Here is a 15141-nt window from a genome sequence, read left to right on the forward strand (position 1 = left end):
AGAACGTGCGCGCCAAGGGAATCAGCTACGACACCGGCTTCATCAGGGACGGGGCGTACTCCCGCGCCTGGTTCGACTCCGAGGCGGTCGAGCGTGAGCTGCGGATCATCCGGGACGACCTGCACTGCACCGCGGTCCGCATCATGGGCGGCGACCCGGAGCGGATCGAGCTCGCCGCCGGCCACGCCGCCGACCTGGGCCTGGAGGTCTGGTTCTCGCCCTACCCGCTGGAACTGACCGCCGACGCGATGCTCGCGCTCCTCACCGACTGCGCCGAGCGCGCCGAGCGGCTGCGGCGGCGCGGCGCCGAGGTCGTGTTCGTCACCGGCGCCGAACTCAGCCTGATGAACCCGGGGTTCCTGCCCGGCTCCGGCATCGGCGAGCGCCTCGCCCTGCTCGCCCGGCCCGAGCAGGTGCGCGAACACCTCGGTGCGGTGAGCGGCCGGGTCAACGCGTTCCTCGCCGAGGCGGTGGCCGCCGTCCGGGCCCGCTTCGGCGGGCGCGTCACATACGCCGCCGTACCGCTGGAGCGCGTCGACTGGGAGCCCTTCGACCTGGTCTCCCTGGACCTGTACCGCTCCGCCGAGACCGCCGACCGCTTCGCCGGCGGCGTCCGCGACCTGACCGCCCAGGGCAAGCCGGTCGCCGTCACCGAGTTCGGCTCCGCCACCTTCCGCGGCGCCGGCGACCGGGGCGCGAACGGCCTGGACATCGTCGAGTACGCCGACGGGGGCCCGGTCCGGCTGGACGGCGTCTACGAGCGGGACGAGGCCGGGCAGGCCGCGTACGTCCGGGAACTGCTGGAGGCCTTCGACGCCGGCGGCGTCGACGCCGCCTTCGTCTTCACCTTCGCCCTCTACGACCACGTCCACCGCCCGGACGGGGACCCTCGCGACGATCTCGACCTCGCCAGCTACGGCGTCGTCAGGACCTACGAGGACCGCGCGGGAACCACCTACCCCGGCCTGCCCTGGGACCCGAAGGAGGCGTTCTCCGCCGTCGCCGAGTACTACCGCACCCACTGAGCCGCCCGCCGCGGAAGCGCGGGAAGTCGGCCGGGCCGACCTCCCGCGCACGGCGGCCCGCCCGCGGCCGGGCGTCAACGGGCCGGAGCGGCGGCGGGGCGACGGCGGCGGTGGTAGTCCCAGGCCAGGGCGAGGGTGATCGGGCCCCAGAACATCGCCGTCGAGGTGCAGACCCGCCCCAGGAGCAGCCACCAGCCGTTGCTGTACCCGACCTCCTCGAACACCCCCAGCCAGCCGAGCGGCATCCCGTCGAACAGGGCCGCCAGGACCAGCCCGCCGAGCACGGCCGGGACGACCGCCGCGAGCGGCGGCACCCGGCGGCCCCGCAGCACGGGCACCCAGCGCGGGAACACCTCGCCCCAACCGCTGACCAGCCCCAGGGTCAGGAGCGTCAGCGCCTCGGTGAGCACGCTCAGACCGATCACGTACGGGGCGGCCCACCAGACGTAGGCCGGGGCCTGCGGGTCGACGGTGCCCATCCGGAAGTCGAACGCGAACGGCAGCCGCCACAGGCAGTGCGGCAGCACGATGAACGGAAGGGCCTTGGCGAGCCGCAGGGCCCATCGGGGAACGGGGCGCTCGGTGTCGCCCACCGGGATGGTCTTCAGCATGCGTCCACGCTCCCGGACACCGCCCCCGCCGCACGTCCACCGCTCGGCCCGTCCCCCTCCCCCGCGCGAGCCAGCCGCCCGTCCGACCAGCGGCGGAGACGGGCCCTACTTCCCCAGACCGAAGGCGGACTTCAGCAGCCCGAGGGCGTACGGGGTCTCGGTGCCCTTCAGCGTGGTCGGGTCGACCGAGTACACGACCGTCCGGGAGAGGTCGCGGGTGGCGAAGACGCCGCTGGTGGAACCGGGCCGGGAGCCGGTCTTGCCCCAGGCCACGACGCCGCCGGAGGCGAGGCGCACGAGGCCCATGCTCAGGCACGCCGTGTCGTCCGGGCAGTAGCGGTTGCCCGGAGCGACGGGCACCTCCGGGACGGTGAACAGCTCCTCCTGCTGGGCCGGCGGGAGGAGGCGGCCCCGGAACAGGGTGGTCATGAAGCGGTCCAGGTCGGGGGCGCTGGAGATCATGCCGCCCTCGGCCCAGGGCCACGGGCTCTGCTCGGTGACGTCCACGCGGTGCGAGCCGCCGTCTGCGTCGGGGACGGTCAGGTACGGGCGGGTCGCGGGGCGCCGCAGCGCCGGGTCGTCGGCGTCCGGGAGGGAGGTGTCGCGCAGGCCGAGCGGGCCGATGATCCGACGGCGCAGCTCCTCGGCGTAGCGGTGGCCGGTGACCTTCTCGACGACCAGCCCGGCGACGAAGGTGTTCATGCCGTTGTACTGCTGGGCTGTGCCGGGGTCGAAGGCCGGCGACTGCCCGGCCATCGAGGCGACGATCTCCTCGGGGGTGGGCGCGTCGAGCCGGTGCTCGGCGAACCAGCCGGTGGTGCCGTCGCCCCAGTACGTGTTGTCGCCGGTGGGCAGTCCGCTGGTGTGGTTGAGCAGCTGCCCGACCGTGACCGCCCCGAACTGGGCGGGGAGGTCCGGGAGGTACCGTCGGACGCTGCCGTCGAGGTCGATCCGGCCCTCGGCGGCGAGTTGGAGGACGACGGTGGCGGTGAAGACCTTCGAGATCGACCCGATCCGGAACCGGCCCTGCGGGTCCACGGCCGCCCCGCCCTCCGCCGAGCTGCCCTCGAACCTCCCGCCGGAGCCGGTGACCCGCACGAACCCGGCGGAGACGTCGGCGGCGGGCCGCTGGGCGAGGGCGGCCCGGAGCGCCGCCGGGTCGAGCGGCGACAGTGCGGACGGGCTCGCCGCCGTCGCCGACACGGTGGCGGCGGAGGTGGTGGCGAGGGCGGGCGTGCCCGCCCCGACCGTCAGCGCGGCCGCCAGGGCGGCGGAGGCGGCCACGACGGCCCAACGGTTGCGGTTCGTGTGCGCGTTCACGTGCGGTCCGGCTCCAGACTGGTCGTCGTCCGGGCCGGTGGTTCCCGGCCCGGACGACGAGTCTTCCGATCCCGCTCGTCCGGGGCATCAGGGGCGGGGAGCCGCCGCCCCCTGATCTTCCGTCAGGGTTCACCCGGAGGCACGACACAGGAGGCTGTGGGGGACGTCCGACTCGGACATCTGTGGACCCGACCGATCACTCCGCAGGACAGGAGCACCGATCACACCGATCACCCGCTCATCGGCGTGACTTCACGGCGATCGGATCGGTTGCCTCTCCAGCGGCGCGTCGGGGCCACCCTCGTCGCATTCGTACGCTCCGTCCGCACCGCGGCCGGGGCTCCGAAGCCGTGCCGTCGCTCCCGGGAGGTCGGGAATGCCATCGCCGGACACGTGCTTCCCGATCCGCCAAGCCGTGATCCTGGCAGGCGGACGCGGCAGACGGCTCGCCCCGCACACGGACCTGCGCCCCAAGGCGATGGTCGAGGTCGACGGCGCACCGCTGCTGCGCCACCAGCTCGACCGGTTCGCCGACGCGGGCGTGGAGACGGTGGTCGTCTCGGCGGGCTACCGCTCCCAGGTGATCACCGACTACGTCCGCACGGCGCCCCTGCCCGTCCGCACCACCGTGGTCGTGGAGTCCACCCCGCTGGGCCGGGGCGGCGGGCTGAAGCTCGCCGCCCGCGCGCTACCGGCGCCGCGGGAACCGTGGTTCGCCGTCTACGGCGACATCTGGGCCGACTTCCCGCTCACCCCGCTGGGCACCCACCACCTGCGCTGCGGGGCGCTGGCCACGGTCGCCCTCGTCCCGCCCCGGCTGCCCCGGGGCACGGTCCGCTGCGACGCCCTGGGGCGGGTCGCCGAACTCGCCGCACCGCCGCCGCCCGCCTGCACGGTCAACGGCGGCGTGTACGCCTTCGCGCCCGGGGTCGTCCCCCTGCTGCCGGACCGGGGGGACCACGCGACCACGACCCTGCCGCACCTGGTGCGGCTGCGGCAGCTGGCGGGGTACCGCGCCGAGGGCTACTGGTGCGCGGTCAACACCCCGGCGGACCTGCGAGAGCTACGGGAGCGCGTGGCACCGACCGCGCCACCCGGGAACGGACCCGGCCCCAGCGGTGCGACCGGGGACCGACACCCGCCGGCCTGAGATCTCCCCGGTCCACGATCGTCCTCAGCACGAGCGACGCAGCGCTCCACGGCCGGGGAGTGGCGCCGGGGCGGTGGCTCAGGAGAGCCGTCTCCCGGGGTACGGAGGCAGGGCGGGGCCCGGCAGCCGGACCTGGCGCGAGTACACCGGCGGGGTGCCCTCCGTGGGGGCGGGCTCCGTGAAGCACTCCAGGAGCAGGTCGCCGCGCAGGTCGTCGAGCTCGTCGGGCGCCTCCTCCAGCAGGGCGTCCGCCCACACCTCCAGGGGCACGTTCCTCAGCGCGTCGTTCGGAACCCGGCCGACCGGCCCGGGACCCAGCACCGCGAACTCCGACTCGCCGTCCGCACGGAACCGCAGCCGCCACCAGTACGGCTGCCAGTAAGGCCGCTTCACCGGGAACCGGCTCCCGTCCGCCGTGCGCCTCTACGCGGTCGGGTCCCACTCCGCGAGCTGCTCCATCGGCTCGGTGGTGCCGGAGTTGTCCAGGCTGTCGAGCGGGATGCGGTCGTAGAAGTAGAGGACCAGGTCGCTCGCCGCCCCGCGCATCACCATGTCGCCCGGCTCCGCGTCGGCGGCGAGGCCGTCGCAGCGGACGCCGGAGGCGTCGAGGGTCAGGCGCCAGGAGCGGCCCTCGGCCGCGTGCAGGTCGATGGTCGCCGGCTTGAACGGCCAGGGGACGGTCGTCGCCGAGACGGTCGTCAGGAACTCGTCGACGCCCTCGACCGCGACGTCCGCCGGCAGCGGCTGTGCGGCGCCCAGGATGAGCTGGACGTCGTAGGTGTGGACGGCGATCTCCTGGATCTGGTGCCGGGCCAGGGCTCCGCTGGTCTCCGGGGCCTGCGAGCGGCCCCACCAGGTCCAGCAGCCGCGGTCCGGGCCGGCCTCGTGCAGAGCGTCGAGCATGAGCCCGGTCGACTCGGCGAGCCAGGCGTCCAGGGCTTCGCGGTCACGGGGCGCGGTCGGGGCGCCCTTCGGGGACGTCTTCGCCGGGGGCTCGGCGCCCGGGCCAGCCGCGACGATGGCGGCCTGGCGGCGGCGGCCGTCGCCGAGGTGCTGCGCCAGTTCACGCAGCGTCCAGTCCGGGCAGGTCGGGACCTGGACGTCGAGGTCGGGGGCGGCCGCGATCGCGGCGCGGAAAGCGGCCGACCGGTCCTCGATCAGCCTCAGGACCTCGGGAAACTCCACTATGTTCTGCACGCCGGATTGTGTATCACGGCACTCCGGCCACCGGACAGCGAATTTGTCGGCATGGTCCCCGCGGTGGACCGGAGCACGGGGGCGCCGACGTCACCGATACACCGGACGACAGCGGCCGGTGGGTCGCGACCCCCGGCCGGGGCCGGGGGCCGCGGGAGGCGGTCAGCCCGCCATACAGGCGGCCCACTGGCCGCGAGCGAAGGACGCGCCGCCGGACCAGTAGTTGACGTTCCACGCCGCGGTGCACTGCTCCCTCTTCGACAGCTGCCGCGGGTAGGCGTTCGCCTGGGTCCCGGTGGCCAGGACGAGCACCGGGGCCAGCACGGCGGCAACGGCCGAGGCGGCGACAAGTCGGCGGATCTTCATGGGTGTGGATCCCTCTTTCGAGACGGCCGGACGCTCCGACGGAGCCCGGCCGGAGTGGTCGGCTCCGTGCGCCACATCCTGGCAATGCCCCTCGACCTGGGGGTATCCCACAAACCTGGGATGTCCCCGGACCGGCGGTGGGCGTCGGCGAGGAAGCGAGAGGAGTGGGAAGTCGGAGGGGTCGACTTCCCACTCCTGTTGGTTCAGTGGGGTGTTGGGCTATCGCGGGGTTCAGGGGGCATCAGGGACATCGGGCGCGGCGGGCGCGGCGGGCGCGACGAGGTCGAGTTCGGCCCACACGGTCTTGGAGTTGGGGTGGCGGGGGATGGTGCCCCAGCGGTGGCTGAGGGCGTCGATGAGGGTGAGGCCGCGTCCGGTCTGGGCGCTGGGGGTGTGGACGGTGGGGAGGACGGGGAGTCTGTCACCCCGGGGGTCGCTGATCTCGATGCGAAGGGTGGTGCCCCGGCGCACGGAGGTGGTGAGGGAGAGGTGAAGCTCGAACCCGCGCCCCGGAACGCGTCCGTGCGTGATCGCGTTGGCGGCCAGCTCCGTGACGATCAGCAGCGCGCAGTGGAACGGCTCGGTGTGCGTGGAGTCCAGCCCCCAGTGGGTGAGTTGACGCCTCGCCAGGCGCCGGCAGACGGCGGCGCCCTTGGGGGTGGCGGCGAAGAGGGCGGTACGGGACCGGGGGTTTTCGAGGGGGATTTCGGTCGTCATGGGAGTTAAGCGTGGTCGGGCGGACGTACGCTGGCCAGCAGCCCGGCGGACACAGAGAGTATCTGTACGGGTGCACATAGTTGGCCTGCCGGTCGACCCAAGATCGAAAGAGATGGACTGCGATGAGCCTTGAGGGAACCGTCTTCGAGGACGGCGAGACGGCGGAGGGCTTCGACGGCGTCGCGGAGTTCTACAGCGCGGTTGGGAAGATGATCAAACTCCTCCGCGAGCGGGCGGGAATCACGCAGAAGCAGCTGGCCAAGACCACCGGCTACAGCGAAGACCACGTCGGGGCCGTGGAGCGGGGCGTGCGGACCCCGAGGATCGAGTACCTGACGGTGGTGGACGACGCCCTTGACGCAGGCGGGCTGCTCAAGGTCGTCGCGGACGACGTGATGAAGGCGAAGGTGCGCGTGTCCGAGAGGCACCCCGCCTACAACAAGGCCTTCACCCAGGAGGAAGGCAGGGCCCTGGAGATCCACAGTTACAGCACCCTGCTCATTCCTGGACTGCTTCAGACCGAAGCTCACATGCGGGCGCTCTACGAGATGCGCAGGCCGTGGCTCTCGGTGGGACAGATCGACACGTGGGTTGCGGCACGGCTCGCTCGCCAGGAAATCCTCACCCGGTGGCCCTTGCCAACCATGAGCTGGGTAATCGACGAAAGCGTCCTCCGGCGCCCGATCGGAGGTTGGGATGTGCATCGAGAGCAGCTCGAACGACTTCTCAAAGTAGCGGAAATCCGCGGCCTTGAGCTGCAGATCATGCCGCTCGACGCACCCGAGAACGCGGGCATGGGCGGGCCCTTCACGCTCCTCACCCCTCCCGGACGGCCGCCGATCGCGTATGTGGAAGTCCAGCACGTCAACAGGCTGATCACGGAGCCGGAAGAAGTCCGTAAGATGGCTGCACGGTACGGCACCCTCAGGGGGCAGGCGCTCAACATGAGGGCGTCATTGGCCTTGATCGAAATGATCCTGGGAGAGCGATGAACATGGCCGAGCTGGCTTGGTTCAAGAGCAGCTACAGCAGCAACGAGGGCGCAGAGTGCATCGAGGTCGCCGAGACCCCCAGCACCGTCCACGTGCGTGACTCCAAGGACAAGACCGGCCCCCAGCTAGCCTTCGAGCCGACCGCCTGGGCGGCCTTCGTGAAGTTCGCCGCCACCACCGAGGTCTGACCGACCAGAGCTCCCCTCAAACGGCCCACCGCCTTCCCGGCGGCGGGCCGTTGGCGTACCTGCGGCCTCCTGCCCCACCCGACAGATCCACTCTGTACGGGTCCGGGCCGGCGTGTGTCAGCCGCCGACGCTCTCCCTGGTCCGGCGGGCCGCGCCGATGTCCGGGCTCAGCGGCGGCCGGGTGCCTGGGCCAGCAGACAGGCGTGGGACCGGTTCTCCCGCTGCGGGTTCGGCTGTTCCGTCCGCGCCGTGACGGTGAAGCCGGCCTGTTCGAGGAGTTCGGCGAGGTGCCCGGCCGGGACGAGGTGCGAGGCGTACGACACCGGGTGGCCGTACGCCTGGGTCGGGCGCAGCAGTTGGGCCTCGCCGACGTGGCCGCCGAGGAGGAGGTGGCCGCCGGGTGCGAGGACGCGGGCGAACTCGGCGAAGAGGCGGGGCAGTTGCGCGGCCGGGGTGTGGTGGACGGAGTACCAGGCGAGGATGCCGCCGAGGGCGCCGTCGGGGAGGTCGAGGGCGTCCATCGAGCCGTGCAGGAAGCGCAGTCGGGGGTAGGCCCGGCGGGCGAGCGCGACCATCTCGCCCGACACGTCCACCCCGAAGGCCCGCAGCCCCAGGCCGGACAGGTACGCCGTCACCCGCCCGGGGCCGCAGCCGAGGTCCGCGACCTCGCCGCCGCCCGACTCCCGTACCAGCTCCGCGAAGGCGGCGAGCATGGCGCGGGACACCGGGTCCATGCCCTCCGGCGGGACGACGAGGCGGAGGTAGTCGGCGGCGACGGCGTCGTACGAGGCGCGGACGGCGGCGAGGTGCGCGGGTTCGGTCACCGCGCCATCTTGGCAGCCCTGGCGGCGCGTTCGGCGAAGACCTTCTCCCGGCGGTCGGCGGTCTGCTTCAGCATGCGCTTGCGGTCGCGGGCGGAGAGGCGGTCGATGTAGAGGCCGCCGTTCAGGTGGTCGGTCTCGTGCTGGAGGCAGCGGGCGAAGTAGCCGGTGCCCTCGATCACGACGGGGTCGCCGTGCTGGTCGACGCCGCGCACCACGGTGCGGGCGGGGCGGGCGAGTTTGGTGTTCGCGCCGGGGACGGAGAGGCAGCCCTCGGTCTCCTCGATCAGTGCGCGGCCGGGCTCCTGCTCGTCGACCACCGGGTTGAGCACGTGGCCGGTGTGCCGGACGCCGTCGTCGTCGGGGCAGTCGTAGACGAACAGGCGCAGGTCGACGTCCACCTGGTTGGCGGCGAGGCCGCAGCCGTCGGCGACGTGCATGGTGGCGAACATGTCGTCGATGAGCCGGGCCAGGCGCTCGCTGCCGAAGTCCTCCTCGGTGGCGGTCCGGCAGGTGCGGCTCAGGATCTCCTCCCCCACCTCGGTGATCCGCAGGACGGTCGGCCGTTCGCGCAGCTCGGACACGGGAGGGCACTCCTTCGAGAGACGGTACTTGCGGTCTGACTTTGCAAAGTAGCAGACTTTGCAAAGTGACCGAAGACCTCGTCAGAACCGGCCCCCTCCCCGAGCACGCCGTCCGCACCGCGCTGCTGGACCTGCTCGCCGAGCGCGAGCACGGCACCGTCACCTCCACCGAGGCCGCCGCCCGACTCGGCCTCAGCTCCGGCCTCTGCTCGTTCCACCTGCGGCAGTTGGCCCGGTACGGGCTGATCGAGGAGGCCCCGGCCACCGACGGACGGGCCCGGCCCTGGCGGCTGCCGACAAGCCGACCGGACGCCGTGGAAGGCGGGTTCGGAGAGCTGGCGCGCGGCCTGGAGGACGAGAGCTACCAGCGCTGGCTCACCCGGCGCGCCGAGGCCCCGGCCGAGTGGCGGCAGGACGAGGCCTTCAGCGCCGTCGTCTACCTGACGCCCGAGGAACTGGCCGCCGTCGGCGAGGAGGTCCGCCGGATGCTGGCCCGCTACCGGGGCCGCGAGACCGACCCGGCCGCCCGCCCCGCCGGGGCCCGCCCGGTCGCCGCCGTCACCCGGCTCTTCCCGCTCCTCGACCAGTAGACCGCCGGATGGACAGGCCGTCAGACGGCCCGCGACCGCGCCCGCACCGCCCGTACCAGCGGCCCGGCCGCCAACCCCGCCGCCGCTCCGAAGGCGACCCCCTGCACCCCGTCCCAGACGTCCTGCACATCGCAGGCCCGCCCGATCGCCGGCAGCGCGTAGTGCACCGCCGACACCGCGAACGGCAGCACCGCCGCACCCAGCAGCGCCGCCGCCCGCCGCCGGGGGCCCGCCAGCGCCGCCGCGAAGCCGACCGGGGCGTAGGTCGCCAGCTTGAGCTCGATGTGCCGGACGTGCAGCAGCTCGTACGGCGACCGCGGCCGGCCGCCCGCCACGGCGCAGTGCCGGACGGCGCCCTCCGAGAGCCGGAACGCCTCCGGCAGCAGGGTCGCCACGACCACCCCGCCGAGCCCGAGCAGCAGGACGAAGCCCACCACCCAGTGGGCCCGCAGCAACCGCCCCACCGGCCGGTTCAACAAGGCCGCGGGCACCAGCGAGAGCAGCAACCCGGGCCAGAACATCGGCATCCCGCCGAGCACCGCACTGATCACGCCTCAAACGGACGCCCCGCGCACCCGGCCGGTTCTCACCCGGAAGAGAAAAACCTCCGGAGCGTCACCATCCGCTCACCGCGCGGACCGTCAGGCGACGCGCGGAAGCCGACGCGGCCCCGACCCGACGGCCGCGCGAAGGCCGACGCGTCCTGGTCTACTGGGTCGGTCCCCGACGAGGACCCCCTTGACCAGCACCCGAGGAACAGGAGCCGGCCGTGCCCGAGCAGGAGATCCCGCGCGTCCCCATGACCACCGAGGAGATCGAGGCGGCCAACCTGGGTGCGCCCACCAGGCCCGACGGCCGGATCGTCCTGCGCGACCACGACCCGCGGTGGCCCGCGGCCTACCAGCGGGAGGCCGCCGGCATGGCGGAGCGTCTGGCCCACCTCGACCACCGGATCGAGCACGTCGGCTCCACCTCCGTGCCCGACCTCCCCGCCAAACCGGTCGTCGACATGCTGCTGATCGTGCCCGACTCCGCCGACGAGGCGGCCTACGTGCCCGCCCTCGAGGCCCTGGGCTACCGGCTCGCCGTCCGCGAACCCGACTGGTACGAGCACCGCGTCCTGCGCCGGTACGCCATCGATCCCAGTGCCGACTACGCCAACCTGCACGTGCTGTCCGCCGGATGCCCCGAGATCGGGCGGATGCTGCGCTTCCGCGACCGGCTGCGCCGCCACCGCGGCGACCGCGAGCTGTACGCCGACGCCAAGCGGGCCCTGGCCGAGCAGTCCTGGGAGTACCTGCAGAACTACGCCGACGCCAAGACCGAGGTGATCGCCGGCATCATCGAACGGGCCGCGGCCGAAGCGGAATAGCCGCTCAGTGCGGGATCGAGGAGATCAGCTCCTGCGCGCCCTGCCGCTTGAGCGCCAGCGCCACCGACGTCCCGAGGTCCTCCGGGCTGAGCGCGCCCGCCCACTCGTGGGCGTCCAGCACCTGCTTGCCGTCCGGGGTGAAGACCCGGCCGCGCAGCGAGAGGCGGCCGTCCCGCTCGGCCCTGGCGTACCCGGCGATCGGGCTGTTGCAGTGGCCCTGGAGCGCGTGCAGGAACATCCGCTCGGCCGCCGCCTCGCGCCAGGTGTCGTGGTGGCCGAGGCCGGTGACCGCCTCGATGGTCGCGGTGTCGCCCTCGCGGCACTGCAGGACGAGGATGCCGGCGCCGATCGGCGGGCACATCGCCTCGATGCCGAGCACCTCGGTGATCCGCGCCCGCTCGCCGATCCGCTCCAGGCCGGAGAGGGCGAGCAGCAGCGCGTCGACGTCCCCGGCGTCCAGCTTGGCGAGCCGGCTGTTGGCGTTGCCGCGGATCGGGAGGCACTCCAGGTGCGGGTGGGAGGCGGCGAGTTGGGCGACCCGGCGGACGGAGGAGGTGCCGATCCGGGTGCCGGGCGGGAGGGCGGCCAGCGGCAGGCCGCCGGGGTGGACGAGGGCGTCGCGGATGTCGTCGCGGCGCAGGTAGGCGGCGAAGACGGTGCCCGCCGGCAGCGGTCGGTCGGCGGGCACGTCCTTGAGGCAGTGGACGGCGACGTCGGCCTCCCCGGCGAGCAGCGCGGCGTCGACCTCCTTGGTGAAGGCGCCCTTGCCGCCGAGGGCGGCGAGATCACCCGTCCAGCGGTCGCCCGAGGTGGTGACGGGCACCACCTCGGTGCGCAGCCCCGGGTGCAGGGCGGCGAGTTCGGTGCGGACCCGCTCGACCTGGGCCAGTGCCATGGGCGAGGAGCGGGAGACGATGCGGATCAGCTCAGCGGTGGCCATGGCGCAGATGATAGGCGTCCTCACGGCACGGACTGAGCATGCGTCAGTTCCGTGACGGGAACGCGGCGGACCCGCGCACGGCGGAGGGCCGGTCGGATGATCCGACCGGCCCTCCCCCCACCCCGGACTCACTCGTTGTGCAGTACCTCGGCGATCGGCAGCCGGGCGGCCGAACGGGCCGGGACGAGCGCGCCGAGGACGGCGATGGCGACGCCCGCGACGCCGACGCCGGTGAGCAGCGGGGCGCTCCAGACGTCCATCGTCCACTCCGGGAAGAGGATGCTCCCGACGTTCTCGATGAGCAGCCGGTGCGCCAGGATGCCGGCCGGGACGCCGATGAGCGCGCTGACCACGCCCTGCCAGGCCACCGAGGTGATCGTCATCGTCACCACCTGGCGGGGTGTCATGCCGATCGACTTGAGCATGCCGAGGTCCCGGCGGCGCTCGCGGATGGTGAGCAGCAGGGTGTTGAAGACGCCCAGTGCGGCGACCACCGACAGCAGGACGGTGAAGATCGTGGCGAAGCTGATCACCGCGACGATCGGGCCGGACGGGTCGGGCGCGAACACCTGGGCCGAGAGGCTCGGGTCGGCGGCCGTCACGGCCCGCTGGTACGCCTGGGCGTCGGCGCCCTCGGCGAGGCTGATGTCGTACTCGACCGCGTGCGGGTCGTCGGTGAGCGCGGCCCGGGTGAGGTCGTTGGACGTGAAGGCCCGGGCGTTGCCCTGGACCATCTCGCCGACGACGGTGACGGTCAGCCGGCGGCCGTCGAGGTCGAGGGTGAGCCGGTCGCCGAGCTTGAGTCCGTGCTCCCGGAGGAAGGAGGGCCCGGCCTCGATCTCGTTCGGCCCGGTCGCCGCGCGGCCCCTGACCACCTCGCGCTGCAGCTGCTCAGCGATCCCGTCGCCGCTGAGGAAGTCGGCGAAGACCGGCTGGGTGAAGCCGACCAGCCCGACCTTGACCAGCCCGCGGACGTGGACCTGGTCGGCCCCGGGGGTGGTCCGCAGCATCGTCTCGGTCTGGGCGGGGGTGAGCCGCGGCTCGGTCTTGTTGCCCGCGAAGTGGGCGGTCTGCACCCTGACGTGGGTGTGGCCGTCGTTGTGGCCCACCAGCCTGGTCAGGGTGGTGCCCAGTCCCGACGTCACGGTCACGGTGAGCACGCCGAGCACGATCGCCGACATGGTGAGCGCGGTGCGGCCGGGGCGGGCGAAGGGCTGGCCGAGGCCGAGGCTGACGGCGCGCGGCAGGCGGGTGCCGCTCAGCAGGCGCTGGACCTTCAGTCCGCGCCCGGCGCGCGGTGCGCTGCCGGCCGAGATGGCCTGGGCGGCGGACAGCCGGTGGGCGCGCGAGGCGGGGAGGAGGGCGGCGAGGACCACCAGCAGCGGGACGCTGACCAGGGTGGCGGCGGGCAGCCAGCCGGCCGGTTCGATCACGGCGGTGCCGGTGGTGATCCCGGAGAAGGCGGACTGGAGGATCGGGTGGGCCGCCACCCAGCCGGCCGCGGTGCCGAGGACGGTGCCGGCGACGGCGGGTACCGAGACCATGGTCAGGTAGACGGTGACCACCTGGCGCGGGGTGAAGCCGATCGCCTTCAGCACGCCGATGTGCCGGTAGCCGGAGACGACCGCGCCGCTCACCACGTTGCCGACGATCAGCGCGGCGACGACCAGGCCGAGCACGCCGAAGACCGTCATCAGCGGCAGGTAGGCGTCGGCGCCCGCGGAGAAGGCGTCCTTGAGCACCAGGTAGGACTGGACGTTGGTGAGCGCGTCCTTCGGCAGGCCCTCGGTGGCGGTGGCCAGGGCGGAGGTGAGCCGCTGTTCGTCGGAGGCGTCGGAGAACCGGTAGAGCATCTGCCGGGCGCTGGGGTGCAGGTCGGCGGCCTGTTCGGGGGTGACCCAGCCGCCCGCGCTCTGGCTCATGCTGGTGGCGTAGCCGACGATGGTCAGCGTCCGGCCGCCGCTGAGGGGCAGCGGGTAGTCCAGGTTGGCGGGCGAGTAGCCGCCGAACGGCTCGTTGATGACGACCTCGCCGGGCTTGCTCGCCCAGCGGCCGCCCAGCAGTTGCACCCGGTCCACCGGGCCGGCCGGGTCGGAGCGGCCGACCAGGGTGAGCGCTCCGGGCGGGCTGCCGACCCAGTCGGTGGGGATCTCCACCACGGCCTGGTCGAACGGCCCGGCGGCGGCCTCGACGCCGGGCCGGTGGGCGGTGGCGGCCAGTTGTTCCGGCGTGGCCCCGGCCGGGTCGAAGGTCGCGACGACGTGGGCGCCGCGCTGCTGGGAGAAGGCGTCGTCGAAGGGGGCCCGGGCGGCGCTGATCACCGCGAGGGCGAGCAGCACGGTCGTGGTGGAGCAGAAGACGACCAGGCCGATCACGATGGTCTGCACCCGGCGGCGCTTCACGGCCGCCCGGGAGGCACGCCAGACGGCGCCGGTCATGCGGACGCCTCCAGCATCCGGTCGCCGGCCACCCGGCCGTCCGCGACCTCGACCAGCCGGCTGGCGCAGCGGGTGGCCAGGGCGGGGTCGTGGGTGACGATCAGCAGGGTCTGGCCGATCTGGTTGAGGTCGATCAGGAGGTCCATCACCTGCTCTCCGGAGCGGCTGTCCAGGGCGCCGGTGGGCTCGTCGGCGAGCAGCAGGGCCGGGCGGTTCATCAGGGCGCGGGCCACCGCGACGCGCTGGCGCTCGCCGCCGCTGAGCGTGGCCGGGTAGACGTCCTTGCGGTGCGCGACGCCGAGTTCGTCCAGCAGCTCCAGCGCCCGGCGGCGGGCCTGGCGGGCTCCGGTGCCGGTCAGCTGGGCGGCCAGGGCGACGTTGTCGAGGGCCGGGAGGTCGTCGATCAGGTTGAAGAACTGGAAGATCATGCCGACGTGCCGGCGGCGGAACAGGGCCAGCCCGTTCTCGTTCAGCCGCCCGAGGTCCTGGCCCTGCACCCGGACGGTGCCGGCGGTGGGCCGGTCCAGTCCGGCCACCATGTTCAGCAGGGTGGACTTGCCGCACCCCGAGGGGCCCATCACGGCGACCGCCTCGCCGGCGCGGATCCGCAGGTCGACGCCGTCGAGCGCCTTGGCGTCGCCGAACTCCTTGTGCACCCCGGACAGCTCGACGACGACCTGCGCGTCGTCCGGCCGGGAGGTCCCGTCGTGGTCGTTGCTCATGGTGGACGACCGTAGGCGCGGGGCCGCCGCCGGCACGTCCCACCCCGGGTGTAACCGCGGCGGCCGTAGTACCCGGGATGTACGGGGGCGGCACCCCCGGATGATGTG

At 73.4% G+C, this 15141-nt stretch carries 18 protein-coding genes; 6 read left to right on the plus strand and 12 right to left on the minus strand.

The genetic code is table 11. The features are described from left to right. The first annotated feature begins 5 nt into the window (after positions 1-5). Positions 6-1025, plus strand: coding sequence for a hypothetical protein (locus ACWDD9_RS23080; RefSeq protein WP_449812554.1), 1020 nt, complete (start codon positions 6-8; stop codon positions 1023-1025). Between the two features lie 74 nt (positions 1026-1099). Here the strand turns inward: ACWDD9_RS23080 and ACWDD9_RS23085 are convergent, their stop codons facing one another. Both ACWDD9_RS23085 and ACWDD9_RS23090 read right to left on the minus strand, forming a co-directional pair. Continuing rightward, complete coding sequence (locus tag ACWDD9_RS23085) at positions 1100-1636, minus strand: hypothetical protein (protein ID WP_449812555.1); 537 nt, start codon at positions 1634-1636, stop codon at positions 1100-1102. A gap of 105 nt (positions 1637-1741) precedes the next feature. Next, positions 1742-2956 carry a serine hydrolase domain-containing protein gene (locus tag ACWDD9_RS23090; protein ID WP_449812556.1) on the minus strand — a complete coding sequence of 405 codons (1215 nt, stop codon included), beginning with the start codon at positions 2954-2956 and terminating at the stop codon, positions 1742-1744. Between the two features lie 376 nt (positions 2957-3332). Between ACWDD9_RS23090 and ACWDD9_RS23095 the strand changes: the two genes are divergently transcribed. Continuing rightward, the gene (locus ACWDD9_RS23095) at positions 3333-4106 is read left to right on the plus strand and encodes a nucleotidyltransferase family protein (RefSeq protein ID WP_449812557.1); all 774 of its coding nucleotides are present in this window, start codon (positions 3333-3335) and stop codon (positions 4104-4106) included. A gap of 78 nt (positions 4107-4184) precedes the next feature. On the opposite strand, the gene ACWDD9_RS23100 is transcribed toward ACWDD9_RS23095, so the two are convergent. The 4 genes from ACWDD9_RS23100 to ACWDD9_RS23115 form a co-directional block, all read right to left on the minus strand. Beyond that, positions 4185-4499 (minus strand): hypothetical protein, encoded by a 315-nt coding sequence (locus ACWDD9_RS23100; protein WP_449812558.1) that lies wholly within the window; start codon positions 4497-4499, stop codon positions 4185-4187. Between the two features lie 30 nt (positions 4500-4529). Next, a complete protein-coding gene (locus ACWDD9_RS23105) occupies positions 4530-5303 on the minus strand; it encodes a maleylpyruvate isomerase family mycothiol-dependent enzyme (RefSeq protein ID WP_449812559.1) in 774 nt (257 codons plus the stop codon). Positions 5304-5465: 162 nt separating this feature from the next. Continuing rightward, complete coding sequence (locus ACWDD9_RS23110; RefSeq protein WP_049651392.1) at positions 5466-5669, minus strand: hypothetical protein; 204 nt, start codon at positions 5667-5669, stop codon at positions 5466-5468. 231 nt (positions 5670-5900) lie between these two features. Next, positions 5901-6386: an ATP-binding protein gene (locus tag ACWDD9_RS23115; protein WP_449812560.1), complete on the minus strand. Its 486-nt coding sequence runs from the start codon at positions 6384-6386 to the stop codon at positions 5901-5903. Between the two features lie 122 nt (positions 6387-6508). Here ACWDD9_RS23115 and ACWDD9_RS23120 point away from each other — a divergent pair, with 122 nt between their 5' ends. Together ACWDD9_RS23120 and ACWDD9_RS23125 are read left to right on the plus strand one after the other, a co-directional pair. Then, positions 6509-7378, plus strand: a complete 870-nt coding sequence (locus tag ACWDD9_RS23120) for a helix-turn-helix domain-containing protein (protein WP_380779043.1) — start codon at positions 6509-6511, stop codon at positions 7376-7378. Further along, positions 7375-7566 (plus strand): DUF397 domain-containing protein, encoded by a 192-nt coding sequence (locus ACWDD9_RS23125; protein WP_380779041.1) that lies wholly within the window; start codon positions 7375-7377, stop codon positions 7564-7566. Before ACWDD9_RS23120 ends, ACWDD9_RS23125 begins: the two co-directional genes overlap by 4 nt. A gap of 167 nt (positions 7567-7733) precedes the next feature. Here ACWDD9_RS23125 and ACWDD9_RS23130 read toward each other — a convergent pair whose 3' ends face one another. Together ACWDD9_RS23130 and def are read right to left on the minus strand one after the other, a co-directional pair. After that, positions 7734-8390, minus strand: coding sequence for a class I SAM-dependent methyltransferase (locus ACWDD9_RS23130; RefSeq protein ID WP_449812561.1), 657 nt, complete (start codon positions 8388-8390; stop codon positions 7734-7736). Further along, positions 8387-8971, minus strand: a complete 585-nt coding sequence (gene def, locus ACWDD9_RS23135; RefSeq protein WP_074002221.1) for a peptide deformylase — start codon at positions 8969-8971, stop codon at positions 8387-8389. The genes ACWDD9_RS23130 and def overlap by 4 nt, the downstream gene beginning before the upstream one ends. Before the next feature lie 65 nt (positions 8972-9036). Between def and ACWDD9_RS23140 the strand changes: the two genes are divergently transcribed. Then, positions 9037-9561 carry an ArsR/SmtB family transcription factor gene (locus tag ACWDD9_RS23140; protein WP_449812562.1) on the plus strand — a complete coding sequence of 175 codons (525 nt, stop codon included), beginning with the start codon at positions 9037-9039 and terminating at the stop codon, positions 9559-9561. A 20-nt stretch (positions 9562-9581) separates the two neighbouring features. Here ACWDD9_RS23140 and ACWDD9_RS23145 read toward each other — a convergent pair whose 3' ends face one another. After that, positions 9582-10112 carry a hypothetical protein gene (locus ACWDD9_RS23145; RefSeq protein WP_049651385.1) on the minus strand — a complete coding sequence of 177 codons (531 nt, stop codon included), beginning with the start codon at positions 10110-10112 and terminating at the stop codon, positions 9582-9584. A gap of 218 nt (positions 10113-10330) precedes the next feature. Here ACWDD9_RS23145 and ACWDD9_RS23150 point away from each other — a divergent pair, with 218 nt between their 5' ends. Further along, on the plus strand, positions 10331-10933 hold the full coding sequence (locus ACWDD9_RS23150; protein ID WP_380743817.1) for a GrpB family protein: 603 nt from the start codon (positions 10331-10333) through the stop codon (positions 10931-10933). Positions 10934-10937: 4 nt separating this feature from the next. Here ACWDD9_RS23150 and hemC read toward each other — a convergent pair whose 3' ends face one another. The 3 genes from hemC to ACWDD9_RS23165 form a co-directional block, all read right to left on the minus strand. After that, entirely contained in the window at positions 10938-11873 is a 936-nt protein-coding gene (gene hemC / locus ACWDD9_RS23155) for a hydroxymethylbilane synthase (RefSeq protein WP_449812563.1), read from the minus strand. A gap of 128 nt (positions 11874-12001) precedes the next feature. After that, positions 12002-14311 carry an FtsX-like permease family protein gene (locus ACWDD9_RS23160; RefSeq protein ID WP_449812564.1) on the minus strand — a complete coding sequence of 770 codons (2310 nt, stop codon included), beginning with the start codon at positions 14309-14311 and terminating at the stop codon, positions 12002-12004. After that, positions 14308-15033 (minus strand): ABC transporter ATP-binding protein, encoded by a 726-nt coding sequence (locus tag ACWDD9_RS23165; protein ID WP_049651382.1) that lies wholly within the window; start codon positions 15031-15033, stop codon positions 14308-14310. Before ACWDD9_RS23165 ends, ACWDD9_RS23160 begins: the two co-directional genes overlap by 4 nt. Positions 15034-15141: the final 108 nt, after the last annotated feature.

Source organism: Kitasatospora sp. NPDC001119 (assembly GCF_053598475.1).

Excerpts from the sequence above, each read along its gene's own strand:
- ACWDD9_RS23165 (WP_049651382.1), bottom strand. The coding sequence starts at position 15,033 with ATGAGCAACGACCACGACGGGACCTCCCGGCCGGACGACGCGCAGGTC.
- ACWDD9_RS23120 (WP_380779043.1), top strand. The coding sequence starts at position 6,509 with ATGAGCCTTGAGGGAACCGTCTTCGAGGACGGCGAGACGGCGGAGGGC.
- ACWDD9_RS23110 (WP_049651392.1), bottom strand. The coding sequence starts at position 5,669 with ATGAAGATCCGCCGACTTGTCGCCGCCTCGGCCGTTGCCGCCGTGCTG.
- ACWDD9_RS23085 (WP_449812555.1), bottom strand. The coding sequence starts at position 1,636 with ATGCTGAAGACCATCCCGGTGGGCGACACCGAGCGCCCCGTTCCCCGA.
- ACWDD9_RS23095 (WP_449812557.1), top strand. The coding sequence starts at position 3,333 with ATGCCATCGCCGGACACGTGCTTCCCGATCCGCCAAGCCGTGATCCTG.
- ACWDD9_RS23115 (WP_449812560.1), bottom strand. The coding sequence starts at position 6,386 with ATGACGACCGAAATCCCCCTCGAAAACCCCCGGTCCCGTACCGCCCTC.
- ACWDD9_RS23160 (WP_449812564.1), bottom strand. The coding sequence starts at position 14,311 with ATGACCGGCGCCGTCTGGCGTGCCTCCCGGGCGGCCGTGAAGCGCCGC.
- ACWDD9_RS23125 (WP_380779041.1), top strand. The coding sequence starts at position 7,375 with ATGAACATGGCCGAGCTGGCTTGGTTCAAGAGCAGCTACAGCAGCAAC.
- hemC (WP_449812563.1), bottom strand. The coding sequence starts at position 11,873 with ATGGCCACCGCTGAGCTGATCCGCATCGTCTCCCGCTCCTCGCCCATG.